At 64.8% G+C, this 24,604-nt stretch carries 23 protein-coding genes and 1 pseudogene; 8 read left to right on the top strand and 16 right to left on the bottom strand.

The genetic code is table 11. The features are described 5' to 3' along the window. Nucleotides 1-312: 312 nt before the first annotated feature. Nucleotides 313-1,458, bottom strand: a complete 1,146-nt coding sequence (locus BLU17_RS19495; protein WP_425434113.1) for an ABC transporter substrate-binding protein — start codon at nt 1,456-1,458, stop codon at nt 313-315. Between BLU17_RS19495 and BLU17_RS33235 the strand changes: the two genes are divergently transcribed. Further along, nucleotides 1,367-1,789: a hypothetical protein gene (locus tag BLU17_RS33235; RefSeq protein ID WP_176929142.1), complete on the top strand. Its 423-nt coding sequence runs from the start codon at nt 1,367-1,369 to the stop codon at nt 1,787-1,789. The two genes, BLU17_RS19495 and BLU17_RS33235, sit on opposite strands and share 92 nt — an antisense overlap. Before the next feature lie 371 nt (nt 1,790-2,160). On the opposite strand, the gene BLU17_RS19485 is transcribed toward BLU17_RS33235, so the two are convergent. From BLU17_RS19485 to BLU17_RS19455, 7 genes are all read right to left on the bottom strand, one after another. Beyond that, on the bottom strand, nt 2,161-3,132 hold the full coding sequence (locus BLU17_RS19485; protein WP_176929149.1) for a branched-chain amino acid ABC transporter permease: 972 nt from the start codon (nt 3,130-3,132) through the stop codon (nt 2,161-2,163). Continuing rightward, nucleotides 3,132-4,016: a branched-chain amino acid ABC transporter permease gene (locus tag BLU17_RS19480; protein WP_092000044.1), complete on the bottom strand. Its 885-nt coding sequence runs from the start codon at nt 4,014-4,016 to the stop codon at nt 3,132-3,134. Before BLU17_RS19480 ends, BLU17_RS19485 begins: the two co-directional genes overlap by 1 nt. Before the next feature lie 92 nt (nt 4,017-4,108). Next, nucleotides 4,109-5,326, bottom strand: a complete 1,218-nt coding sequence (locus BLU17_RS19475) for an ABC transporter substrate-binding protein (RefSeq protein WP_091999880.1) — start codon at nt 5,324-5,326, stop codon at nt 4,109-4,111. A gap of 110 nt (nt 5,327-5,436) precedes the next feature. Then, nucleotides 5,437-6,207 (bottom strand): ABC transporter ATP-binding protein, encoded by a 771-nt coding sequence (locus BLU17_RS19470; RefSeq protein WP_091999877.1) that lies wholly within the window; start codon nt 6,205-6,207, stop codon nt 5,437-5,439. Next, nucleotides 6,204-6,983: an ABC transporter ATP-binding protein gene (locus BLU17_RS19465; RefSeq protein ID WP_091999875.1), complete on the bottom strand. Its 780-nt coding sequence runs from the start codon at nt 6,981-6,983 to the stop codon at nt 6,204-6,206. Before BLU17_RS19465 ends, BLU17_RS19470 begins: the two co-directional genes overlap by 4 nt. A 365-nt stretch (nt 6,984-7,348) precedes the next feature. After that, nucleotides 7,349-9,067: a GMC family oxidoreductase gene (locus BLU17_RS19460; protein WP_091999872.1), complete on the bottom strand. Its 1,719-nt coding sequence runs from the start codon at nt 9,065-9,067 to the stop codon at nt 7,349-7,351. A 119-nt stretch (nt 9,068-9,186) separates the two neighbouring features. Further along, nucleotides 9,187-10,710, bottom strand: coding sequence for a CoA-acylating methylmalonate-semialdehyde dehydrogenase (locus BLU17_RS19455; protein WP_091999869.1), 1,524 nt, complete (start codon nt 10,708-10,710; stop codon nt 9,187-9,189). A 111-nt stretch (nt 10,711-10,821) separates the two neighbouring features. Between BLU17_RS19455 and BLU17_RS19450 the strand changes: the two genes are divergently transcribed. Together BLU17_RS19450 and BLU17_RS19445 are read left to right on the top strand one after the other, a co-directional pair. Beyond that, nucleotides 10,822-11,709 carry a LysR family transcriptional regulator gene (locus BLU17_RS19450; protein ID WP_091999868.1) on the top strand — a complete coding sequence of 296 codons (888 nt, stop codon included), beginning with the start codon at nt 10,822-10,824 and terminating at the stop codon, nt 11,707-11,709. A gap of 188 nt (nt 11,710-11,897) precedes the next feature. Then, on the top strand, nt 11,898-12,422 hold the full coding sequence (locus BLU17_RS19445; protein WP_091999865.1) for a class IV adenylate cyclase: 525 nt from the start codon (nt 11,898-11,900) through the stop codon (nt 12,420-12,422). 63 nt (nt 12,423-12,485) lie between these two features. Here the strand turns inward: BLU17_RS19445 and BLU17_RS19440 are convergent, their stop codons facing one another. Next, on the bottom strand, nt 12,486-12,977 hold the full coding sequence (locus BLU17_RS19440) for an Lrp/AsnC family transcriptional regulator (protein WP_028203286.1): 492 nt from the start codon (nt 12,975-12,977) through the stop codon (nt 12,486-12,488). A gap of 141 nt (nt 12,978-13,118) precedes the next feature. Between BLU17_RS19440 and BLU17_RS34565 the strand changes: the two are divergent. Together BLU17_RS34565 and BLU17_RS19430 are read left to right on the top strand one after the other, a co-directional pair. Next, nucleotides 13,119-13,265, top strand: a pseudogene (locus tag BLU17_RS34565) (phenylalanine 4-monooxygenase); the annotation flags it as partial. Nucleotides 13,266-13,638: 373 nt separating this feature from the next. Next, nucleotides 13,639-13,944, top strand: coding sequence for a 4a-hydroxytetrahydrobiopterin dehydratase (locus BLU17_RS19430; protein WP_028203284.1), 306 nt, complete (start codon nt 13,639-13,641; stop codon nt 13,942-13,944). A 103-nt stretch (nt 13,945-14,047) separates the two neighbouring features. Here the strand turns inward: BLU17_RS19430 and BLU17_RS19425 are convergent, their stop codons facing one another. Next, nucleotides 14,048-14,278, bottom strand: coding sequence for a DUF3717 domain-containing protein (locus BLU17_RS19425; protein WP_092000040.1), 231 nt, complete (start codon nt 14,276-14,278; stop codon nt 14,048-14,050). 123 nt (nt 14,279-14,401) lie between these two features. On the opposite strand from BLU17_RS19425, the gene BLU17_RS19420 reads away from it, so the two are divergent. Together BLU17_RS19420 and BLU17_RS19415 are read left to right on the top strand one after the other, a co-directional pair. Further along, on the top strand, nt 14,402-15,088 hold the full coding sequence (locus BLU17_RS19420; RefSeq protein ID WP_091999860.1) for a response regulator: 687 nt from the start codon (nt 14,402-14,404) through the stop codon (nt 15,086-15,088). A gap of 194 nt (nt 15,089-15,282) precedes the next feature. Further along, nucleotides 15,283-16,854, top strand: coding sequence for a sensor histidine kinase (locus tag BLU17_RS19415; protein WP_091999857.1), 1,572 nt, complete (start codon nt 15,283-15,285; stop codon nt 16,852-16,854). A 102-nt stretch (nt 16,855-16,956) separates the two neighbouring features. Here BLU17_RS19415 and BLU17_RS19410 read toward each other — a convergent pair whose 3' ends face one another. The 4 genes from BLU17_RS19410 to BLU17_RS19395 all read right to left on the bottom strand — a co-directional run bounded on the left by BLU17_RS19410 (nt 16,957) and on the right by BLU17_RS19395 (nt 20,609). Next, nucleotides 16,957-17,463 carry an SET domain-containing protein gene (locus BLU17_RS19410; protein WP_091999854.1) on the bottom strand — a complete coding sequence of 169 codons (507 nt, stop codon included), beginning with the start codon at nt 17,461-17,463 and terminating at the stop codon, nt 16,957-16,959. A gap of 310 nt (nt 17,464-17,773) precedes the next feature. Beyond that, complete coding sequence (locus tag BLU17_RS19405; protein WP_091999851.1) at nt 17,774-18,886, bottom strand: NADH:flavin oxidoreductase/NADH oxidase; 1,113 nt, start codon at nt 18,884-18,886, stop codon at nt 17,774-17,776. A 106-nt stretch (nt 18,887-18,992) separates the two neighbouring features. After that, entirely contained in the window at nt 18,993-19,721 is a 729-nt protein-coding gene (locus tag BLU17_RS19400; RefSeq protein ID WP_091999848.1) for a glutamine amidotransferase, read from the bottom strand. A 249-nt stretch (nt 19,722-19,970) separates the two neighbouring features. After that, the gene (locus BLU17_RS19395) at nt 19,971-20,609 is read right to left on the bottom strand and encodes a MarR family winged helix-turn-helix transcriptional regulator (protein WP_091999845.1); all 639 of its coding nucleotides are present in this window, start codon (nt 20,607-20,609) and stop codon (nt 19,971-19,973) included. Nucleotides 20,610-20,906: 297 nt separating this feature from the next. Here BLU17_RS19395 and BLU17_RS32475 point away from each other — a divergent pair, with 297 nt between their 5' ends. Next, nucleotides 20,907-21,239, top strand: coding sequence for a hypothetical protein (locus tag BLU17_RS32475; RefSeq protein ID WP_143189290.1), 333 nt, complete (start codon nt 20,907-20,909; stop codon nt 21,237-21,239). A 118-nt stretch (nt 21,240-21,357) separates the two neighbouring features. On the opposite strand, the gene BLU17_RS19390 is transcribed toward BLU17_RS32475, so the two are convergent. Further along, a complete protein-coding gene (locus BLU17_RS19390) occupies nt 21,358-22,473 on the bottom strand; it encodes a YbdK family carboxylate-amine ligase (RefSeq protein ID WP_091999843.1) in 1,116 nt (371 codons plus the stop codon). A gap of 155 nt (nt 22,474-22,628) precedes the next feature. Further along, entirely contained in the window at nt 22,629-23,834 is a 1,206-nt protein-coding gene (locus BLU17_RS19385) for a cation:proton antiporter (RefSeq protein ID WP_091999840.1), read from the bottom strand. Nucleotides 23,835-24,604 lie beyond the last annotated feature (770 nt).

Here is a 24,604-nt window from a genome sequence, read left to right as displayed (position 1 = left end):
TTTGTCACGAAATCACTACGATGTTCGTAAATCGACGCCGGCCTTTGAGTGTAGTAATCGGGAACGCGCGTGTGATGCATGGTTTTCCCTGCCTGCGGCGCTGCACAAGCCACCGCGCCAAAGGGCGCGCGTTCCGCTTTATCGACTTCCGCCTTGCCGGGCGGAACCGGCGCTTCGCGCTTGTTCCGATTCCGTGCAAGACGCCCCTGCCGTTGCTGCCTTCCCTGCTGCTGCAAAGCCGTTGTACCGGCAACAAAAAAGGCACCTCGAATGAGCGTGCCTTTTTTGTTCCGTGTGACGTTCAGCCGGCGCTCAGTCGCCGGCGAGCTTCCACTTGCCGCCGACGATCTCCACCATCACGCGAGCCCGCTGGTCGAGGCCCGCATGATCGGTCGCGCTCATGTCGAAGATGCCGTGTGCGCCCGCCACGTCGCGCGAGTTTTCAAGCGCGGCGCGCAGCGCCTCGCGAAACGCCTTCGTGCCCGGCTGACCGGCCTTCAGTGCGACCGGAATGGCGTGCTGGAGCAGCAGGCCCGCGTCCCACGCATGACCGCCGAACGTCGAGATCGAGCCCGCGCCGTAGGCCTTTTCATAAGCGGCCTTGTAGGCAAGCGCCGATTGCTTCACGGGATTCGAATCCGGCAACTGGTCGGCGACGAGCAGCGGCCCCGCGGGCAGATACGTGCCGTCGCAATCCTTGCCGCACACGCGCAGGAAGTCGTTGTTGGCGACGCCGTGCGTCTGGTAGTACTTGCCCGCGTAGCCGCGCTCCTTGAGCGTCTTCTGCGGCAGCGCGGCCGGCGTACCCGCCCCCGCGACCAGCACGGCGTCGGGGTGCTGCGAGATCATCTTGAGCACCTGCCCCGTGACCGAGGCATCGTTACGCGCGAAGCGCTCGTTTGCGACGATCTTGATGTTCCGCTTCGCCGCGGCCGCGCCAAACTCCTTGTACCAGCTCTCGCCATAGGCATCCGCGAAGCCGATGAAGGCCACCGTCTTCACGCCGTGGGCAGCCATGTGCTGCGCAATGGCGCCCGCCATTAGCGCGTCGTTCTGCGGTGTCTTGAAGACCCAGGCGCGCTTCGCATCCATCGGCTCGACGATGCTGGCCGCGGCGGCCATCGAGATCATCGGCGTGGAGGTTTCAGCGGCCACATCGATCATGGCAAGCGAGTTCGGCACGACGGTCGAGCCGATCAACGCGTCGACGTGGTCTTCGCTCGTCAGCTTGCGCGCGTTCTTCACGGCCTGCGTGGAATCGGTGGCGTCGTCGAGCACGATGTAATCGACTTTCTGGCCCGCGATTTCCTTCGGCAGCAGCGCAACGGTGTTCTTTTCCGGAATCCCGAGCGAGGCGGCCGGCCCCGTGGCCGACAGCGTCACACCGATCTTCACGTCTGCATATGCCCCGCTGGCCGTCGCCGCGAGCACCCCGGTCGCGACGCAAGCCGCCCCCATCCAACGCCAAACCAACTGCATCTCCACTCCTTCGATAATCGTTTTCTTTATTGCACCGGATTTTGTGGCGCGCCGCGGCCGATTACCTCATGCGCAGACCGATAATCGGTTGCCGGAAATCAACGCACAAATGCTGACCGCATGGTCGGTGAATGGCGAGTTTAGCGGTCTGCGTATTCAAATGGCAAGCGCTTTCCATCCGCTTACAATGAGCATGACGCGGTCATCGAATTGCGTAACGCGCGAAGGCTTGCGCTGCGGGCACCCGACAGCCGGCGACGAGATTTGCGTAATAAAGGAAGAAAAAATCCGCGCGGGCGAAGGCGGATAAATCGAACGCTCCATCGTGGGGAAGTGATAATCGATGAAAGCGCGGCAGAAATATAAAAAGCGCTGTTGGACTCTCATCCAACAGCGCTTCCTTGTCCGGGCACTTGGTGCCTCAGTTGTCTCCTCGTTCTCCACCTGCAAATTCGGTGCATCAGAACTAGGTGAAACTTTAAACTTCACCCCTTGAAGCGGCAACTAGCATTTACCCTAGTGGTGCAGTGCGGCACCGAAATGGGGCGCTCTGCCATATCGCTGTCGCACTTCGGGGCGACCCGGCATGCCGCAACATGCCCGCGCAAAAGCAACGCGATTCTATCGCAGTCCCAGGAACTTGGCGTGCGAGCCTCGCTGCCACGCTCGCGGCGACGCCGCTCAAGCGCGCAAAGGGCGCACGCGCGCCACGATCTCGCCGACAATGCCCCTCCGGAACGCCAGCACGCAGGCAATGAAGATGAGCCCCGTGACGATCGTTGCGGACTCACCGAGCGAGCGGAACCAGTCCACGCCGGTGACCGAGGCGAGCGCACTGCCAATGTCGCCCAGCCGGTCCTCCAGCGCGACGATCAGCGCCGCGCCGAGCAGCGGCCCGAACAGCGTGCCCATGCCGCCCACGAGCGTCATGAGGATCACGAGGCCGGACATGGTCCAGTAGGCGTCGCCGAGCGTTTCGAAGCCGAGCACGAGCACCTTGAGCGCGCCCGCGAGACCCGCGAGACCCGCCGAAAGCACAAACGCGAGCAGCTTGAAGCGGTCGGTGTCATAGCCGAGCGAGACCGCGCGCGGCTCGTTCTCCTTGATCGCAATGAGCACCTGCCCGAACGGCGAATGCACGACGCGCACGATCAGCATGAACGCAAGCACCATCACCACGAGCACGACGTAGTAGAGCGCGAGATCCGGATCGAGCGAGAGCAGGCCAAACAGCTTGCCGCGCGGCACGCCCTGCAGGCCGTCCTCGCCGTGCGTGAACGGCGCCTGGAGGAACACGAAGTAGACCATCTGCGCGAGCGCGAGCGTGACCATCGAGAAGTAGATGCCCTGGCGCCGGATTGCGAAGATGCCCACTACGAGGCCGATCAGCGTGGCCACCGCCGTGCCCGCAAGCACGCCGAGCTCGGGCGTGACGCCGAGCGACTGGATCGCATAGCCGGCCGTGTAGCCCGCGCTCGCGAGGAACATCGCGTGGCCGAACGAGAGCAGCCCCGTATAGCCGATCAGCAGATTGAAGGCCGCTGCGAAGAGCGCGAAGCACAGCACCTTCATCACGAAGAGCGGGTACATGCCCACGAACGGCCCTACGATCAAGCCAATCAGCAACACACCATAAAGCGCTTTTCTTTGCATCATCGTTCCTTGCCGAAGAGGCCAGCGGGGCGAATCAGCAGCACGATCGCCATGATCACGAACACCACCGTCGCGGAGGCCTCCGGCCAGAACACGCGCGTAAAACCCTCGATCACGCCCAGCAGCAGACCCGTGAGGATCGAGCCCATGATCGAGCCCATGCCGCCGATCACGACCACGGCGAACACCGTGATGATCATGGACTGTCCCATGAGCGGCGAGACCTGGATCACGGGCGCGGCGAGCACGCCCGCAAACGCCGCGAGCGCCACGCCAAAGCCGTACGTGAGCGTAATCATGAGCGGCACGTTGATGCCGAACGCCTCGACCATCTTCGGGTTCTCCGTGCCCGCGCGCAAATAGGCGCCGAGGCGCGTCTTCTCGATCACGAACCACGTGGCGAAGCACACGGTGAGCGAAGCCACCACCACCCACGCGCGATAGTTGGGCAGGTACATGAAGCCGAGATTGGTCGCGCCCGCAAGCAGATCCGGGACATCGTAAGGCTGGCCCGACGCCCCGTAGATCGAGCGGAACACACCCTCCACCACGAGCGTCAGGCCGAAGGTGAGCAGGAGTCCGTACAGATGATCGAGCCGGTAGAGCCAGCGCAGCATCGAGCGTTCGATCACGATGCCGAACGCGCCCACCACGAGCGGCGCGACGACAAGCATCGCCCAGTAAGGCAGATTGAAATATGCGAGCCCCATCCACGTGAGCATCGCGCCCAGCATGAACAACGCGCCGTGGGCGAAGTTGATCACGTTGAGCATGCCGAAGATCACCGCGAGACCGAGGCTCAGGATCGCGTAAAACGAGCCGTTCACGAGCCCGAGCAGCAACTGGCTCAGCATTGCCGGAAGCGGAATGCCAAAGATCGTCATGAAAGCCGCCATCTCCTCAAGATCGCATTCGTGCGGCGCGCGGCACGGTGCACCGGGCAACCGTGCCGCGCGCCACTAGAGCGCCGCAGCGCTTACTTCCACAGCGCGCATTTCGATTCCTGCTTCGTCGTATACGCCTGCTCGCCCGGGATCGTCTGCAGCACCTTGTAGTAATCCCACGGCTTCTTCGATTCGGACGGCTTCTTCACCTCGACCAGATACATGTCGTGGATCAGTACGCCGTCCTGCCGGATATAGCCGCCCTTGGTATAGAAGTCGTTGACCTTGGTCTTCTTCAACTGCTCCATGACCTTGTCGGCGTCCGTCGTGCCGGCTGCCTGCACCGCCTTCAGATACGTCGTCACCGCCGAATAATCGGCTGCCTGCAGCTCGGACGGCATCTTCTTCGTCTGGTCGTAGTAGCGCTGCGCCCATTTGCGCGTGTCGTCGTTCTGGTCCCAGTACCAGCCGGTGGTCAGCACGAGACCCTGCGTCGTATCGAGACCGAGGCTGTGCACGTCGGGCAGGAACATCAGCAGCGCCGCAGTCTTCATCGTCTTGTTGATGCCGAATTCCTTCGCGGCCTTGATCGCGTTGACCGTGTCGCCACCCGCGTTCGCGAGGCCGAGGATCTGCGCCTTCGACGCCTGCGCCTGCAGCAGGAACGACGAGAAGTCCGACGCCGAGAGCGGATGCCGCACCTCGCCGAGCACCTGGCCGCCGTTCGCCTTCACGACGTCGGCGGTGTTCTTCTCGAGCGACTTTCCGAACGCGTAGTCGGCCGTCAGGAAGAACCAGCTCTTGCCGCCCTGCTTGAGCACCGCAAGGCCCGTGCCCTTCGCGAGCGCGACGGTGTCGTAGCCATAGTGGACCGTGTACGGCGTGCACTGCTCGTTGGTCAGCGCGTCGGAGCCCGCACCGGTGTTGAAGTAGACGCGCTTCTTCTCCTGCGCGACCTGGTTCATCGACAGCGCCGTCGCCGAGTTCGTGCCGCCGAGCAGCATGTCGAGGCCGTCGCGGTCCATCCATTCGCGCGCCTTCGACGCCGCGATGTCGGCCTTGTTCTGGTGGTCCGCGTACATGATCTGGATCGGCTTGCCGAGCACCTTGCCGCCGAAGTCGGCCACCGCCATCTTGATCGCGGTGAGGCCGCCCTGTCCGTCGTCGTCGGCATAAAGGCCGGACATATCGGTGATGAAGCCGATCTTCACCGCGTCGGCGGCGGCCTGCGCGTTCCCCGCGCTGAACGCCATTGCAGCCGCCGAGGCGGCAAAGAGGCCCGCGAGCCGCGCGAACGTGGTTTTCTTCATTGCAGTCTCCTTCATATGGTTACGTTGTTATTCAGGAACACTCCATGAACAAACGGAGGCAAGACGATACGCGCGGCGCGCCCGACGTCGCGCGCAATGCAAAAAAAGGGTTAAACGCCCAGCAGATCGTGCAGCACCGGCATCTTTGCTTCGAGCTCGGCGGTGCCGAAATGCTCGACGATGCGCCCATGCTCCATCACGTAGAAACGGTCGGCGAGCGGCGCCGCGAAGCGGAAGTTCTGCTCGACCATCACGATCGTGTAGCCGCGTGCCTTGAGCGTGACGATCATGCGCGCGAGCGCCTGAACGATCACGGGCGCGAGGCCTTCGGAAATCTCGTCGAGCAGCAGCAGGTTGGCGCCCGTGCGCAGGATGCGCGCCACGGCCAGCATCTGCTGCTCGCCGCCCGAAAGCCGCGTGCCCTGGCTGTGACGCCGCTCGGCGAGGTTGGGAAACATCGCGTAGATCTCGTCAAGCGACATGCCCTCGGCCGACTTCCCCCCTTTCGCCCCGATGTGCGGAGGCAGAAGCAGGTTCTCCTCGCACGAGAGGCTCGCGAAGATGCCGCGCTCTTCGGGGCAATACCCGACGCCACAATGCGCGATGCGATAGGTCGGCATCTGGATGGTCTCACGCCCGCCGATGCGGATCGACCCCGTGCGCCGCCCCGTGAGCCCCATGATCGCGCGCAGCGTCGTGGTACGCCCCGCGCCGTTGCGCCCGAGCAGCGTCACGACTTCGCCGCGCGCCACGGAGAGATCGACGCCATGCAGGATGTGCGACTCGCCGTACCAGGTCTGCAGACCGGCGATTTCCAGCGCGTTGGCACCCCCGGCCACGCCGGCGGCCGCGGCCGTCTCGCGTTCGGCGACCGTGTTCATGCGTGTGCCCCCGTTAGCGCCGCGTCCGCGCTGCCCATGTAGGCTTCGGCGACGAGCGGGTTCTTCGAAACATCCGCGTAGCTGCCTTCGGCGAGCACCTCGCCGCGCTGGAGCACCGTGATGGTGTCGGAAATGCCCGCGATCACGTTCATGTTGTGCTCGACCATGAGGATGGTGCGCCCGTTCGACACCTTCTTGATGAGCGCGGTCACGCGGTCCACGTCTTCGTGGCCCATGCCCTGGGTCGGTTCGTCGAGCAGCATCAGTTCGGGTTCCATGGCGAGCGTGGTGGCGATTTCCAGCGCGCGCTTGCGGCCATAGGCCAGCTCGACGGTGGGCACGTCGGCGAAGTCGGTGAGGCCCACTTGCGTGAGCAGATCCATGGCGCGGTCGTTGAGCTCGGCGAGCGTGCGCTCGCTCTTCCAGAAGTGGTACGCGGTGCCAAGCGAGCGCTGCAGCCCCACGCGCACGTTCTGCAGCGCCGTGAGGTGCGGAAACACGGCCGAAATCTGGAACGAGCGGATGATGCCGCGCCGCGCGATCTGCGCGGGCCGCTCGTGCGTGATGTCGATGCCGTTGAAAACGATGCGCCCCGCGCTAGGCACGAGAAACCTGGTGAGGAGATTGAAGCAGGTGGTCTTGCCTGCGCCGTTCGGTCCGATCAGCGCATGGATCGAGCCGCGGCACACGCGCAGGTTCACGCCGTTCACGGCCGTGAAGCCCTTGAACTGCTTCGTGAGGCCGCGCGTCTCCAGAATCGTGTCGCCGAGAATCATGTCCCCTTCCGAGCGTGATAAGGCGTAACACTGCAGACCGTCCGTGCCTCCTGTTGCACGGTGGGGTCCGGCGCGGACGTTCCGGCGCGCCTCCCGATGCGCGCAACGCGCGCCCGACTTCCGCAACATTGTCGCGCCAATGATGCAGCGCAATCATTGGGATTTGCACTTAAGGGAGCGCCACAAGACGCCCCATGCAACATCACGCCGTTCGCGACAGATGAACGCAAGATGAGCGCACGTTCCGCGAAAGATAGGCGAAGACACAAAGACCATGGGCGTAACAAAACACGCGCGCGAAGCCATTCCGCGCGCGTCCCACATAGTCGTCAAAGCGACGCCTTTCCGCGTGTCGCCCTACGCTCTCAGGCAGTCGTCAGCGTCGCCCTCGTGGCGGCCTCCATTGGCGCGCGCACGCCCTCGCGGCGATCCGCGCGCAGCATCCCGGCGGCGCGCTCCGCGATCATCAGCGTCGGCGAATTCGTGTTGCCAGAGGTGATGGCGGGCATGACCGAGGCATCCACCACACGCAGTCCCGACACGCCACGCACGCGCAGGCGCGCGTCGACCACGGCGTCGGGGTCGTCTGCACGGCCCATGCGGCAGGTGCCCACGGGGTGAAAGATCGTTGTGCCGACGTTGCCCGCCGCTTCGCGCAACTCCTCCTCGCTCTGGTACGCGAGCCCCGGCAGGATTTCGTGCGGCTGATAACGCGCGAGCGCCGCGGAGGCCGCGATGCGCCGCGTCAGCCGCAACGAATTGGCCGCGACGCGCAGGTCATGATCGGTCGAAAGATAATTGGGCGCGATCGCGGGCGCCTGCAACGGGTCCGCCGAAACGGCGTGGATGCTGCCGCGCGACGTCGGCCGCAGATTGCACACCGAAGCGGTGAACGCGTTGAAGCGATGCAGCGGCTCGCCAAAGCGGTCGAGCGAAAGCGGCTGCACGTGATATTCGAGGTCGGGCCGCGTGAGCGCCGGATCGTTCGGGTCCGATTTCGCGAAGGCGCCGAGCTGCGAGGGCGCCATCGACATCGGCCCGCTCTGGAGGAACGCGTATTGCATGCCGATCATCAGCTTGCCCCACCAGTGCGCGGAAGCCGTGTTGAGCGTACGCACGCCGTCCACGCGATACGCCATGCGTAGCTGCAGATGATCCTGGAGGTTTTCGCCCACGCCGCGCAGATCCTGCACGACGCCAATACCGAGTTGCGCAAGCCGCTGCGCGTCGCCGATGCCGGAGAGCTCCAGCAGCTGCGGCGAGTTCACCGCGCCCGCGCTCAGCACCACTTCGCAGCGCGCCCGCGCGACGTAGTCGACGTCGCCGCGATACTCGACACCCACGCAGCGTTTGCCCTCGAAAATCACGCGTTGCGTGAGCGCGCCAGTGACGACCGTGAGGTTGGGCCGCTTCATCGCCGCGCGCAAAAACGCCTTCGACGCATTCCAGCGCACGCCCCGTTTCTGGTTCACTTCGAAATAGCCGACGCCGCTGTTGTCGCCGCGATTGAAGTCGTCGGTGGCGGCAATGCCCTGCTCCTGCGCGGCTTTCGCGAACGACTCGAGAATCTGCCACGTCAGGCGCTGCTTCTCGACGCGCCACTCGCCGCCCGAGCCGTGAAATTCGCTCGCGCCGCCATGGTGATCCTCGCTGCGGCGAAACACGGGCAGCACGCTGTCCCACGACCAGCCGGAATCGCCCGTTTCGCGCGCCCAGCTATCGTAGTCTTCGCGCTGGCCGCGCATGTAGATCATGCCGTTGATCGACGACGATCCGCCGAGCACGCGCCCGCGCGGATAGGCAAGCACGCGGCCGTTGAGGCCCTTCTCGGCGGCCGTCCTGTACAGCCAGTCGGTACGCGGATTACCGATACAGTACAGGTAGCCGACGGGAATATGGATCCAGTGATAGTCGTCCTTGCCGCCCGCTTCGATGAGCAGCACGGAAACGTCCGCGTCTTCGGTCAGGCGGTTGGCGAGCACGCAGCCCGCGGTGCCCGCGCCGACGATCACGTAATCGAATTCGCCTTCAAGGCGACGCGTGGAGGTGCTGCGTCCGCCGGAGGATGGGCTCGTTGCAGGCATGATGTGTCTCCTGTTCTTGCTGCTGCTTTCTTTGTCATGGTGCGCTTCGTGCCACTGTTGCCGCGCCCGGCGTCGCCATTACTTCGGCATCCTTGTGAACCCGCCGGGCGAAACCTGCGCTACTTCGCCACCGGCATCGTGAACTCCGCGCCCTTGGCGATGCTGTCCGGCCAGCGCTGCATGATGCTCTTGTAGCGTGTATAGAAGCGCACGCCTTCTTCGCCATAAGCATGGTGATCGCCGAAGAGCGAACGTTTCCAGCCGCCGAACGAATGCCACGCCATCGGCACCGGAATCGGCACGTTGATGCCCACCATGCCCACCTTGATCTGCCGCGAAAATGTGCGCGCCACGCCGCCGTCGGACGTGTAGCACGAGACGCCGTTGGCGAACTCGTGCGCATTGACGAGCTCGACCGCGCTCGCGAAATCGGGCACCCGCACGACCGAAAGCACCGGGCCGAAGATCTCTTCCCGATAGATCGTCATGTCGGTCTTCACGTCGTCGAATAGCGTGCCGCCCAGGAAGAAGCCGTTCTCGTGACCCTCCACCGTGTGGCCGCGCCCGTCCACGACGAGCTTCGCCCCGGCGCTCACGCCCGCTTCGATATAACCCCGCACCTTCTCGCGATGCGCGTCCGTGACGAGCGGCCCCATTTCCGAAGCGCCGTCCATGCCGCTGCCGATGTTCAGCGCCTTCACGCGCGGCGCGAGGCGCTCGACCAGTTCGTCGGCGATGTGGCCCACGGCCACGGCCACGGAAATCGCCATGCAGCGCTCGCCGGCCGAACCGTAGGCCGCGCCTATGAGCGCGTCGACAGCCTGGTCGAGATCGGCGTCGGGCATCACGACGAGATGATTCTTCGCGCCGCCTAGCGCCTGCACGCGCTTGCCGTGCTTCGTGCCTTCCGCGTAGATGTACCCGGCAATGGGCGTCGAGCCCACGAACGAAAGCGCGGTGACGTCGGGATGCGCGAGCAGCGCGTCGACGGCCACCTTGTCGCCGTGAACGACGTTGAACACGCCGTCGGGCAGGCCCGCTTCCTTGAGCAACCCGGCAAGGCGCAGCGCCGCCGACGGATCGCGTTCAGAAGGTTTGAGCACGAAGGTGTTGCCGCACGCGATCGCGATGGGGAACATCCAGCACGGAACCATCATCGGGAAGTTGAACGGCGTGATGCCCGCCACGACGCCGAGCGGCTGGCGCAAATTCCAGTTGTCGATACCGCCGCCAATCTGGTCGGTAAAGTCCGTCTTCAGCAAGTTCGGAATGCCGCACGCGAACTCGACCACTTCGATGCCGCGCATCACCTCGCCCCTGGCGTCGGCGAACACCTTGCCGTGCTCGCGCGTGACCAGCCCGGCAAGTTCGTCGTGATGCTGGTCGAGCAAATCCTTGAACTTGAAGAGAATGCGCGCGCGCTTGACAGGCGCGGTCTCGGCCCACGCGGGAAACGCAGCTTGCGCGGCGGCGACGGCAGCGTCGACTTCGGCCACGCTCGCGAGCGGCACTCGGGCGCTCACCTTTCCGAAGGCCGGGTTAAAGACATCGCCGTAACGGTCGCTCGTGCCGGCCAGCGGCTTGCCGTTGACGAAGTGCGTCAGCGTGCGCACGCCGGCTTCGCCCTGATGTGTCTCGCCCATGTGCACCTCTTTTGGTGATGAAGCCTTGAGACAGCTAGCGTAATCGGGAGACGCAGGCGCCATCCAATGATTAATGCTCAACTGCGATATAAGGCGGTTTAATATCAGGCCATGGACCTGACCTTGCTTCGCGCCTTCGTCACGGTCGCGCGTGAAGGCAATCTGACGCGCGCGGCCTCGCATCTGCATCTCACGCAGCCGGCCGTGAGCCTGCAGATCAAGCATCTGCAGGAGACGCTCGGCGTCGCCCTCTTCACACGCGCCTCGCACGGCCTCGCGCTCACGCGCGACGGCCAGGCGCTGCTGCCGCACGCCGAGCGCGCGCTCGCCGCAGCCGGCGACGTGCAGCGCGCGGCGGCCGCCTTGCGGCACGAGGTGCGCGGGCGGCTACGCATCGGCACGATTCTCGATCCCGCGTTCCTGCGCCTTGGCGGCTTTCTGCGCCAGCTCGTCGAAACCTGGCCGCGGGTCGAAACGGCGCTGCGCCACGGCATGTCGGGCTGGGTGCTCGACGAGGTGCGCTCGCGCGAGCTCGACGTGGGCTATTACATCGGTCAGCCCGCGCCCGACCCCGAGACCTTTCACGTCACCACGCTCACGCGCTTCCAGTACCGCGTGCTCGCGCCCGCGGGCTGGAAGGACCGCGTGAAGGATGCGCGCGACTGGCGCGCGCTAGCCGCGCTGCCCTGGATCTGGACGCCGCCCGCCTCGGCGCACAACCGCCTGCTCACCGGGCTCTTCGAAGCCGCGCACGCGAAGCCCGTGAAGGTCGCTGAAGTGGATCAGGAGCCGTCGATGCTCGATCTCGTGAAATCCGGCGTGGGCCTCTCGCTCGCGCGCGATTCGACGGCCATCGCCGAGGCGCATGCGCACGGGCTCACCATCGTCGAAGGCGTGACGGTGCCCACCGAGCTCACGTTCATCGCGCTCGCCGCGCGCCGCGACGAGCCTGCCATCGCGGCGGCGCGGAAAGCCATCGAAACGCTGTGGGCGATATGAGCCCAGCTCATGAGAGGCGCGCGGTGCATTTGTCTGAAGTGAGCACGTAACAGCGCTGTCACACGAGTTTTGATAGATTGGGAATCCGCTCCGCGTTTTGGACACGCTCGCCGGCCTGTCTACCCGCGCGGCGCATTCCCGACCTCGTCCATCGTTCCCTCGTTTCCCGTTTGACAGGAGAGCCCTGCATGGCCCGCAACATCGAAATCAAAGCCCGCGCCCGTCAATTCGACGCCCTGCGCGAGCGCGCTGCCGAGCTCACCTCCGAAGCGCCGCTGATCTTTCGCCAGCAGGACTTCTTCTATGACGTGCCGCGCGGCCGTCTGAAGCTGCGCCAGTTCGACGACGGCACGCCGCCCGAGCTGATCTTCTACCAGCGCGACGACCGCGACGGCCCGAAGGCTTCGTACTACACGCGCAGCCCCGTCACCAACGCCGAGGCGATGCACTCGCTGCTCGCCACGGCGCTCACCACGCGCGGCATCGTTTCGAAGGAGCGCCACGTGTACCTGGCGGGTCGCACGCGCATTCACCTCGATCGCGTGGACGGCCTCGGCGACTTCGTCGAGCTCGAAGTGGTGCTCGGCCCCGAGGATGACGAGCAAGGCGGCGAAGCCGAAGCGCACGCCGTCTTCGCTAAGCTGGGCGTGGACGAGAGCGATCTCGTCGCCGTGGCGTATGTCGACCTGCTCAACACGGCCACCGCGGCCTGATACGTCGAGCCTCTACATGGCGGGCCCTGGCAGCCCGTTCTCCTCCTAACGCGTCGCGCCCGCTCACGCGGCCGGCGCGCCCGGTTCCAGATGCCCGAGCGGCAACGGCCCGTTGCGCTTGAACGTGGTGAGCACGATGTTCGAGCGCACGCTGTCCACGCCGGGCACGCGCATGAGCTTTTTCATGACGAAGGTCGAGAGCGCGTTCAGGTCGGGCGCCACAATGCGCAGCAAATAGTCGGCGTCCCCGACCACGGCGTGGCATTCGAGCACTTCGGGCAGCACGTCGATCTGCTGCTGGAACTGCTCGATGATCGAATCGCCGTGATGCTTGAGCTTGAGGCTCGTGAACGCGGTCACGCCAAGGCCGAGCTTTTCGGGCCGGAGCACCACGCGATAGCCGTCGATCACCCCCGACGCCTCCAGGCGCTGCAGCCGCCTGCCGATCTGCGAAGGCGACAGCGGAACCTGCTCGCCAAGCTGCTGATGCGTGGCGCGGCCAAAGCGTTGCAGTACGTCGAGAAGCGCCAGGTCGAAATGGTCGAGTTCGAGCATGAATTAAATTCGCATGATTTAGCTTATCTGTGCTCGATTATCGCACATAGGAGCGGAATTTCGCCCGATTCGCGTACTTATCGCACACTACCCGCTCTACACTTGCATGACAGCAGGCCCCTTTAGTGGAGCCTCAAAAACATGGTTGCCGTCACCGCGAAACAGCAGGAGCAGTTCGACGCCGGTCTCGCCACCCGTCCCGATTTCACGATCGACCAACCGTTCGAGCGCTACGGCGCCGTCGATCACGCCGTCTGGAACCTTCTATACCGTCGCCAGCGCGCCCTGCGCATGCGCTATCGCATCGGCACGTTCCAGAAAACTTACTTCTTGATCGACTCGTTCGCGCAGCTCTTCGACGCGCCCGGCACGGGCATCGCTGCGCGCCTCGCCGACCCGTCGGCGCTCAGCGCGGCGCATCCGCATGCCGCCGGCCACGTGCTGCACGGCGACACGATCATCACGCGCGGAACGCGCGAAGGCTGGCTCGATGACGCAGACGTCTGGGCAACGCACGAGCGGAAGTTTCGAGCGGGGCGCCTTGCGCCGCGGCATGCACCCGTTCCTCGACGAGTGCGCAAGCGCACCCGCCCCATCCGTGAAAAAATGGGTGATCGGCTAACGGCGCATGCCGGGCCCCAAGCTCAATAAAGGTGCAACGATGATCAACCGACTCACATCCGAAGAGCGCGCATCGCAACTCGCCGACCTGCGCGGCTGGCAAGCCGTTGCGGGCCGCGATGCGATCCAGCGCCATTTTCGCTTCGCCGACTTCAACGAAGCATTCGGCTTCATGACGCGCGTGGCGATCAAGGCGCAGGAAATGAACCATCACCCCGAGTGGTTCAACGTCTACAACCGCGTGGAGATCACGCTCTCGACGCACGAAGCCGACGGCCTCACCTCGCGCGACATCGAACTCGCGCGCTTCATCGATTCGATCGCACCGGGCCCGCTCAGCGCATAAGCCGCGCTGCGAATCGCGCACAAATCATGAACACGCGATGCGCGCACGGCGAGCGCGCATCGCGTCGTGAAAGCAGAATGCAGGGTGCCAGATCTTCAAACCTTCAGCTTTGAAGGCTATTCTTGAAGAATACGTAAGACTCCCAGGCAGTGCGGGCGATCGGGTCCAAACGTTCCGGCGATATGGCGTTGCGACGCTGTACAATCAGCAGCGCATACGGCTTGGAGAGCGCACTCGCCTCCTGGCACAACGCAAGTTCGTCGCCGCTCGAAGGCGAGCGGTTGCGCCAGAAGTTGATCGCGGCTTCGAGTTCGGTGATCGAAATATCGGACATGTGGATCGTGACCGTGCAACCGTCGCACGCGGCGCCGCTCAGTCGCTGCGCTTCGAATCTTGCGAGCGACGCTTCGCGAACTGCGTGCCTGAACGCTAAACCCATTGTACTTGAGCGAATCCCATGCGACTCCTTCTGATCGAAGACGACCGCCCCATCGCACGCGGCATCCAGTCCAGCCTCGAACAAGCCGGCTTCACGGTCGACATGGTCCACGACGGCATCTTCGCCGAACAAGCCCTCACGCAAAATCGCCATGAGCTCGTGATCCTCGATCTCGGGCTGCCGGGCATCGACGGCATGACGCTGCTGTCGCGCTTTCGTCAAAGCAACCGGCACACGCCCGTCATCGTGCTCACCGCCCGCGACGAACTGAACGACCGCGTTCAGGGCCTCAATTCGGGCGCGGACGACTACATGCTCAAGCCGTTCGAACCGGCCGAACTCGAGGCGCGCATTCGCGCCGTGATGCGCCGCAGCGGACCGCACGGCGACGTGCCGCGCCCCGAAGTGTCGCTTGGCGGTGTGCGTCTGTCCGGCGTCGATCGCCGCATCTTCAACGACGACAAGCCGCTCGAACTCTCGCCGCGCGAATTCGCCGTGCTCGAAATGCTGCTGCTGCGTCATGGCCGCGTGGTGAGCAAGGCGCAACTGCAGGATCACCTCACGCACTTCGGCGGCGACCTGGGCGACACCGCGATCGAGGTCTACGTGCACCGCGTGCGCAAGAAGCTCGAGAGCTGCCGCGTCGAAATCGTCACGGTGCGCGGCTTTGGCTATCTGCTTCAGGAAATCCGCCAGGCGGCTTGATCCGCCTCGCTCGAAGACGGTGCGAGGGCGAGAAGGCGGCGCGCTCCGCCCCCCTTTCGCCTGACGGTGCCCGGTAGCGCCTCCTGGCGTCCTTGGCACTTGCGCCGCCTCCCCTGCGGCCCGCGTACAATGGATCGATCCCGTGCGGCGCACGCCGCCGCACCCACGATTCATCATTCGCCCCAAAGCCCATCATGCCCTTGCCAGCCGCAACGAGCCTGCGGCGCACGCTGCTGCGGCGCCTCGCCGCCCCGCTTTCGCTGCTCGCGCTCATGAGCGGCCTGATCGCCTATTGGCTTGCGTGGCAGTACACGCAGCACGTGGTCGACCGCTCCCTCGCAGATCTCGCCACCGCGATTTCCCGCCAAATCCAGATCGCCGGCGCCGATGCGCCCAGGACCGTGCCGCCGCTCGCGCAGGCGATGTTCTCCGATCCGGTCGAGCATCTCGTCTATCGCATCAGCAACGGTGAAACCGAAATCGCGGGCGACCACAACCTGCCGCTGCAAGGCACCAACGTGCGCCGCATGCACTACGCGTACGTGTTCGAAACGATGTATGAGGGCGTGAGCGTTCGCGTCGCTCAAGTGCGCGTGTCGCAGCCGCACGGCAATCCGATCGTCGTCGAAGTCGGACAACCCGTGCACCATCGTTTCCGCATCGCGGCCGAATTTCTCGTCGCGATCATGATGCCGCTCCTGCTCCTGCTGCTCGCCGGCTGGGTCATCGTGTGGCGCGTGGTCAACCAGCAGCTCAACCCGCTCACCGCGCTCGCCGATTCGCTCAACCGGCAGACGCACACCTCGCTCGAGCCCGTCGACGAAACCTACGTGCCGGTCGAGATCCGTCCGCTCACCGGCGCGCTCAACGCGCTGCTCGGCCGCCTGAAGAGCGCGCTCGACGCGCAGCGCAAGTTCATCGCCGACGCCGCGCACCAGCTGCGCACGCCGCTCACGGCCGTGAAGCTGCACGCCGAGCAGGCCGTGAACGCGCGCGAGCCGCAAAAGGTCAGCGACGCCGTGCGGGAACTGCGCGCGGCCGCCGATCGCGCGGTGCGTCTGTCGAATCAGCTACTTTCGCTCGCGCGCGCGGAGCCCGGTGAGCAGGCGGCACGTTTCGTCGATATCGACATGGCCGCGCTCGCCTTCGAAACCGGCGCCGAATGGGTGCCGCGCGCGCTGGCGAGCCATGTCGATCTCGGCTTCCAGCGTCTCGACGACCCCGAGAACGACACGCCGCTCATGGTGCGCGGCAATCCCGTGCTGCTGCACGAGGTCATCGCGAACCTGCTCGACAATGCGCTCAAGTACCTGCCGCCCGCGCGACTCGAAGGCGGACGCATCACCGTGACCGTTTCGCAGACATCGGCCGACGGCGTACCGATGGCCGAGATCATCGTCGAGGACAACGGCGGTGGCGTGCCGGCTGCGCAACAAGCGGACCTCTTCAAGCGGTTCTTCCGCGGCGACGGTCAGAGCGAGAGCGGCGTGGACAGCGGCGCCGGCCTCGGCCTCGCGATCGTCCACGACATCATGGCGCTGCATCGCGGCAGCGTGCATTACGAAGATGCGCCCGAAGGCGGCGCGCGCTTCATCGTGCGCGTGCCGCTAGCGAATCGCCGTGCGCCAGGCGCCGGCAGGGACGCCCGGGACGCCAAAGACAACCGGAATGCCGAGCCCGCCGAAACCGCGAATTTTCAGACGGCCGCTGCCGGTCAGCCGCCGGATGACAGGAAGCCGACACAGCAGGCGAGCATCGATCTCTGAATCCGCACGCGCGAAGGAAACGACAGGGGCCGCATGAGCGGCCCCTGTCGTTTGCGCGATAGCGTGCAATACGGCGTGCCGTATCACGCACGAAGCGTGCGCTTATCGCTTCTTTTTGCTCTTGCCCTTCGAAGCCTTTGCACCCTTCGCCGGCTTCTCGCCGTCGGGCGGTGCGAGCATCGTGCCGCGGCACTTGCGCGCGCCGCAGCGGCACTCGTATTCGCGCTTGAGCTTCTTCGTCTGCTTCGCGTCGATCACGAGGCCATAGTCGTAGAACAGCTCTTCGCCCTCGGCGATATCGCGCAACGCGTGAATGTAGACGTGCCCGTCGACTTCTTCGGCTTCGCAGTTCGGCGCGCACGAGTGATTGATCCAGCGCGCGCTGTTGCCGTTCACCTTGCCGTCGATCACGCCGCCGTCGTCGAGCGCGAAGTAAAACGTGTGATTCGGATCAGCAGGATTGTGCGGATGACGCCGCAGCGCTTCCTTCCACGAGATGCGCTCGCCCTTGTATTCGATCAGCCGCTGACCGGTCTCGATGGGGACCGCCGCAAACACGCCCTTGCCGTGCACGCCCGACTGGCGCACGACGATCCTGCGTACACTCATTGAATGAATCCTTGTGAAGTCCTGGGGGAGACTGCCCCGGTCATGGCAAGCGCTGCGAGACAGATCCGCTTGCACGCCGCTCGCGGCCTTCCAGCGAAGCGTGCCTGACGGTCTGTGGCGTATTGCATCAAGCCTTGCATCCGCTCCTGCGCCGGCCCGTACGCAAACGCGGCGCCGATTGGCGCCGCGCTCGTGCGACGCCCGGCGCGCCACAGACGGCATCGTACACGCTCGCGCCTCTTTCGTTCAACCCGTATGCACCGAGCAAACCACGCGGCGCACACGGTCAACGAGGGTCAACAGCGGGGCATCAGCGCTGGCCGAGCGTCGTCTCGCCAAACAGCTTCTTCAGCTCGCGCGGCTGCGAACGCCAGTACTGCGGCGGCGCGCTCACGCTCGCGCCGAGTTGCGCGGCCGCGTGCCATGGCCAGCGCGGATCGTAGAGCATCGCGCGTGCCATCGCGATCATGTCGGCTTCGCCGTCTTCGATGATCTGGTTGGCCTGCAGCGCGTCGGTGATGAGGCCCACCGCAATCGTGGTCATGCCGGTTTCGGCCTTCACCTTGCGCGCGAACGGCACCTGGTAGCCCGGCTCGAGCGGAATCTTCTGCAACGGCGACACCCCTCCCGACGACACGTCGATCCAGTCCGCGCCGCGCGCTTTGAGCGCGTTCGCGAACGCAACGGTGTCGTCGGGCGTCCAGCCGCCATCGACCCAGTCGGTCGCGGAAACGCGCACGCCGACCGGACGGTCGGCGGGAAACTCCGCACGCACGGCGTCGAACACCTCGAGCGGAAAGCGCATGCGGTTCTCGAGCGAGCCGCCGTATTCGTCGCTGCGCTGGTTAGCGATCGGCGAGAGGAACTGATGCAGCAGATAACCGTGCGCCGCGTGCACTTCGAGCGCGTCGATGCCAAGACGCGCGGCGCGGCGCGCCGTGGCCACGAACGCGGCGCGCACGCGATTCAGACCCGCGACATCAAGCGCGAGCGGCGGCGGCTCGTCGTCCTTGTGCGCAAGCGCCGACGGCGCATGCGGCAGCCACCCGCCCTCGGCGACCGGAATCAGCTGGCCGCCTTCCCAGGGCACATGGCTCGACGCCTTGCGTCCAGCGTGCGAAATCTGCATTGCGATGCGAATCGGCGAATGGCGGCGAATCGCGGCGATGACGGGCTCGAGCGCGGCTTCGGTCACGTCGTCCCAGAGACCGAGGTCGCCCGGCGTGATGCGGCCGTCAGGCTCGACCGCCGTCGCTTCGATGCAGAGCATCGCGGCGCCCGAGAGCGCGAGGTGCCCGAGATGGATCATGTGCCAGTCGGTGGCTTCGCCGCGCACGGCGGAGTACTGGCACATCGGCGAGACGACGATGCGATTGGCGAGCGTCACGCCACGCAGTTCGAGCGGAGTGAAAAGCTTGCTCATGGGGAGGTCCACGGACGGTTGGGCGGAAGCGTCCGAGAATAGCACGCGGCTTTTTCACGCGCTCGACAGCGATCAGCGCGTGCGGCACGGGGCCGAGCGAGGCGTGTCAGGGTTGCCGTGCGGCCGTGTTAGCCGGGACGGCGTCGAGCCATTCGCCGAACATGCGGCTCGCCTGCGCTTCGAGAAGCGGGCCATGGCGCGCCGTATCGTCGCGCAGCGTATTTACGTCGACGCCCGCCGCGGCGATTTCGGCGGCATGGCCGATCAGCCAGGGCTCGAAGCGGTCGGCGCGCACTTCGGGATGGCATTGCAGACCGAGCACGCTGGTGCCCCACGAAAACGCCTGGTTCTCGCAGAGCGGCGTGGAAGCGAGACGCGTCGCGCCGTGCGGCAGATCGAAGGTATCGCCATGCCAGTGCAGCATGGAGGTCGCGGCGCCATCCACGTGCCGCAGCGGCGAGGCGCGGCCGGCGTCGGTGAGCGTGAGCGGCGTCCAGCCGATTTCGGGCTGCGGCCCCGCATAGACGCGCGCGCCGAGCACGCGCGCGATGAGCTGGGCGCCGAGGCAGATGCCGAGCGTGGGGAGTCCCGCCGCGATGCGCTTTTCGATCATCGCGACGAGGGGGCCGAGCGTGGGATAGCGTGCGTCGTCGCACGCGTTGATCGGGCCGCCGAGGATCACCATGAGCGACGCCGACAAGGGATTGAGCGCGCCAATGCGAGCGAAGCCGACATCGACGTAGCGCACGGGACGTCCGCGGTCGCCGAGCACGCGCTCCAGACTGCCGAGGTCCTCGAAATAGACATGGCGCACAGCCAATACTTCGCGATTCATCGGCAAATTCCCGGGTCGGCAGCTGGCCGCTTGTCAGTCGCCGTGCGCGTCGTCGCTCGCGCATGGCGACTGACCGACGTTTGCGCCAACGCGCCGTGGCAAAAACTTACTGGAACTACGCGAACTGACACGCACGCGTCATGTCGCGATCACCATCGGATGCGCCGCATTACCACGCGTCACATGCACGACGCGCGAGCAGACTCGAACGCGCGCGGCCGCCCTCGGGACGGCCGCGTGGCGCCGGCTTTATACCGCGAAGATCTTCCAGTTCTTCTTCTGGGTCGTCGCGTCGGCTTGTTCGTACACCGAACAGTCGAGGCGCAGATCGGTATCGGCCATATCGATGCCGAGAAGCTGGCAATGATGCGGCGTCTTCTTCGGGTTCTTGCTCGGCTCGAAATGCGAGCAGGTCAGGCACATGCGGTGTTGCGGGCTGGTTTCCTGCGACTCGAGCAGATAAACCGTCTTGAGCAGCGTGCGGTAGAGCGTGGACTGCTCGTCGGCCTTCAACGTGCCGACTGCCTTCGAAAGGAAGTCCGGCCATTGCGACGCCTTCTTCGCCGCCGTGCGGCCGCGCGTAGTGAGGCGCACCGCGAGTGCGCGGCCGTCGTCGAGCGCGCGGCGCTTTTCGACGAGCCCCTTGGTTTCGAGCGTGCTCACCGCATCGCTGGTCGTCGCGGCCGTGAGGGCCGTTTCACGCGCGATTTCGCCGAGGCGCATCGGCCCCTTGCGCTGCATCAGCAGCACGAGAATTTCGCCCTGGGTAGGCGTGAGTCCTGCCCCTTCGGCCCAGTCCCACGCCTGGCTCCGCATTGCCGTGCTAAGTCGCAGCAGGCTATGGGTCACCCGCCCGGCTGCCTGCTCTCCGTATACGCCTTCGCTCATAGTCTTTCGCTGGTTATTGGCAGCTTGCGCTGCATCGTCAGCCGCCGCTTTGACCGACGACCTGTGGGAACGCCGGCGTCCCGTCATACCGAACGCCGCACCATCTCAAAAAAATCATGCTTCGCGTACGCCATGGTGTGCGTTGCGCTGTCATGTTTCTTGCCGCGGGCGGCGGAAACATCCTTCCTGTTCCGACACCAGCGCAGCAAACCGCCATTCTATGCGAGAGTGGCAAATCGCACAGCTAACTTATCCAGCGCGAATTGTGGATAACCCGTTGATAAAGACGCCATTGCTGTGCACAGCTTCTTGACGGCGCATAATCTTTGCGCTTCGGATGCTTGCAGCGTTATCGCGGATTTCTGTGCCGAACGCAACTGGAATCTGCTCGATCGTCGCGCGCCGATCATTACGCAGTCCATTGAATTTGCGGGAAAAACGAAAATTGCCCGCAGCGCAGCGGCTCGCCCGCCGATGAATATGGCGCACGCCGGGACCGAGGTCAAAAAAATAAGAACCCCCAGGTACCTCGAAGCCGGCGAAAATTTTTTGCCAGGCCGCGAAAAAAGTGGCCCGATGGCCCGGCTCAGCCTGAATTCCGCATGCTTTGCATGCTTCCCGCAAAAATGAAAGGCAGCCCGAAAGCTGCCCTCATGCGTTGTCCCATCCGGCGCGCGGCTTTACCGGCGTTCCGCGCAAATTCGGTCAGTGGTCCTCTATGTAAGCGTGCGCCCCGCGCGAACGTCCATCAAGCTCGCCAGCGCAGGCATTGCTGCCGCACGGCTTCGTGCAGCGATTTTTCCTCGGCCACCACGCTGCGCAGCCAGGTGGCGTCGTTGGTTTGCGCGCGGGCGATCGTGCCGACTTCGGTAAGCGCGCGCGTCGAGCCGAGCGCCGCGCCATGTGGCGCGATCTGGTCCAGCGTTTCGAGGATGTCTTCGGAAATCGTGCGGCGTTCGCCCGTTTGCGGATTCACGCAGGTGCCGGCAAGACCGAAGCGGCACGCCTGGAAGCGGTTGAACGTGTACACGAGATAGTCGTCCTCGAGCGGCGCGATCGGGCGATCGGTGAGCAGATGGCGCGCGAGCGTCTGGATGTAGCAGGCAATCGCGGCCGCACGCTCCACCGAAAGCGGCGTGTCCATCACGCGAACCTCGATCGTGCCGAAGCCGGGTTTCGGGCGAATGTCCCAGTAGAAGTCTTTCATGCTGTTGACAACGCCCGTATGCACCATCTTCGAGAAGTACTGCTTGAACTCCTCCCAGCTCAGCACGAACGGCGCGCGGCCCGAGAGCGGAAACGCGAACACCGAATTCAGTCGTGCCGAGTGAAAGCCGGTGTCCACGCCCTGCACGTAGGGCGAAGACGCCGAGAGCGCGATGAAGTGCGGGATGAAGCGCGAAAGCGAGTGCAGCAGGAAAAGCGCGCTGTCCGCGTCGGGACAGCCGATGTGCACGTGCTGGCCGAACACCGTGAACTGCTTCGCGAGGTAGCCGTAGAGCTCGGAAAGGTACTGAAAGCGCGGTGTATCGACGATGCGCCGGTCGCTCCACTGCTGGAATGCGTGCGTCCCGCCGCCGCACAGGCCGACGTTGAGGCGATCGGCCGCGGCGACGAGCACGTCGCGAATCTTGCGCAGGTCGGCCACCGCCTGCTCGTGCGTCGTGCAGATGCCGGTGGAAAGCTCGATCATGCTTTCGGTGATTTCGGGCGTGATGTTGCCCGGAATCTCCTGATCTTTGACGAGACGCATGAGGTCGCTACCCGCCTTGGTCAAATCGTAGTCGTGCGTGTTGACGATCTGCATTTCGAGTTCGATGCCGAACGTGAACGGCTTCGAATCGACAAACGTTTCAAGTGACATGGCGTCCCCTTGTCGACCGGAATCGGCGTATCGGCCAAAGCTGGCGTTTTAGCGCTTGCTCCGGTCCGATACCGTTCGCTCTGGTCCCACGCCCGCAAGGGCGTGCCGGTTGCTGTTCGGCGCGCGCAGCACACTTGCGCCGCGCGCGCCGCGTTTCATTTTTCGCCGCGTTCGCCGACGAGCGCAAGCGCGCGATAGACGAGCCACGGCCCGAGGAGCTGCAGCACGACGATCGCGCAAAGGACGATCGCGCGCAGGCGCGGGTCGAAGGTCGGATAAAGCTCGTAGGTGTCCTCGACGAGCAGGAGCGCGAGCGCCGACATCGGCGTAAGCGCGATACCGAGCGCCACGCCCTGCTTCCAGTGCAGCCCGCTCGGCTTGGCGAACATCAGCACGCCGACGAGTTTCGCGACGAGCCGTGCGACGATCAGTCCCGCCGCCGCGACGCCGCCCACGAGAATGTCGCGCCACTCGAAGGTCGTGAGCGTGAGCACGAAGAGAATCACCGTGAGGAGCCACCCGGCCGTGCCGAAGTGCTGCGGCCACAGCTGCGGACGCGGCTCGAGATTTTTCACGATGATGCCTGCGGCGAGCAGGCTCAGGATCGTCGAAAGCTTGAGCAGGTGCGCGACGGCGATGGCGAGCAGCACGAGCCCGAACAGCGCGACGAACGAGTGCTCGTCCTGCGGGCTCAGGCGCCGGTAAAAGAGCGTGCACGCACGGGCGAGCACGAACGCGAGGATCAGCGAGCCGATCAGCAGGTAAAGCGGCTGAAGAATCGTGGCGAAGACGTTGCCGTAGATTTCCTGGTGCAGCCAGCTCGAGGCGAGCTTTTCGACGATCACGGCATACATGCTGTTGAGCGCCGTGAGCGTGAGCAGGCGCTGCGTGACCTGGCCTTCGGCGCGCAACTCGGTTTTGAGCTGGATGACCATCGCGGGCGACGTGGCCATGGCGATCGCGGCCACGACGAGCGCGATCATCGTCGGCACGGCGAGGAACAGCATCACCGCGAGCACGAGCACGAACGTGAGCGACGCTTCGGCGAGACTCGAAAGGATCAGCCACGGATTGCGGCGAATCCAGCGCAAATCGAGCCGGCTGCCCAGCTCGAAGAGCAGCAGGCCGAGTGCGACATCGAGCAGCGGCCGCGCTGCTGTGCCGACATTGGCGTCGATCACGCCGAACCCGGCCGATCCGGCAATGAGCCCGATCACCCCGTAGCCGGAAATACGCGGCAAGCGCCACGCCCGATAGCAAAGCTCGCCGCACAAACCGGCGGCGAGCAGCGCGAGCCCGGCCCAGAAAATACCGTCGAGCTGGAACGGCCAGGCGGGAAAAAACGAAAACGCCGACTTCATCGTGGTGGCTTCTCCTTGGCAACAACGACTTGCGTGGGATCGAACCCGGCTGTCCGACGTTGGATCGACAAACGACTGGCACTCAGGCAAGCCGCGTGCCGCGCGAGGCGAACGGCGCCTCTATTCCGGTTCGGCGCTGCTTCCTCGCCCTCGCGCACGCGGATCGCGGGATTCGATGCGCCGGCGGGCGCGCCCATGCGGCGAGCCGACATGAACTGCGTTTCCTGCGGCGAGTGCGGGACACCATGCGCCGGCACATTGAGGTGCGGCGAACAGCCGGTACGGGCGCTTTGCGTGCGGTGTGGCTGCGCCCGCGTTGGATGAACGAACGCTGCCGTCTTCCCTGAGCACTCAGATTCAGGATGAGGGGCAACCGTTCCTTGGATACGTCGGCCGTCTGCGCGGCGGTCGACGCGGAAAGAACGGCGATTGTGCCATAGCTTTTTTGCAATTGCCCCTGGCTTCCCGAAAGCATCGACGAAGTCGGTAATTGCGTCCTCATTGCGCACTTTTGGCAGGACATGCGGAAAAAATGACCGCATCGGCCGAAGGCTTTCGACTGAAGTTTTCGATTTCTGCGAGGTCGTATTTGCCGATGGCGATAGCATCAGCTTCGGGTTTACGGTTTACCGTATGTATACGTAGTAGAAGTTAACAAGAGGCCGGTTTTCCTGTGGATAACCGGTGTTTACCCAAAAGGATCAGCAAGTTGGCGTTCGCACAACCGCGCGCAAAGCATGTGCGGCCAGCGAGCGCTTCGGAGAGTAACT

Origin of the sequence: Paraburkholderia lycopersici (assembly GCF_900096975.1) — a bacterium.
Taxonomy (GTDB): domain Bacteria; phylum Pseudomonadota; class Gammaproteobacteria; order Burkholderiales; family Burkholderiaceae; genus Paraburkholderia; species Paraburkholderia lycopersici.
The sequence above is the reverse complement of the archived record's forward strand: the minus strand, read 5'-3'. Positions and strand labels throughout refer to the sequence as shown.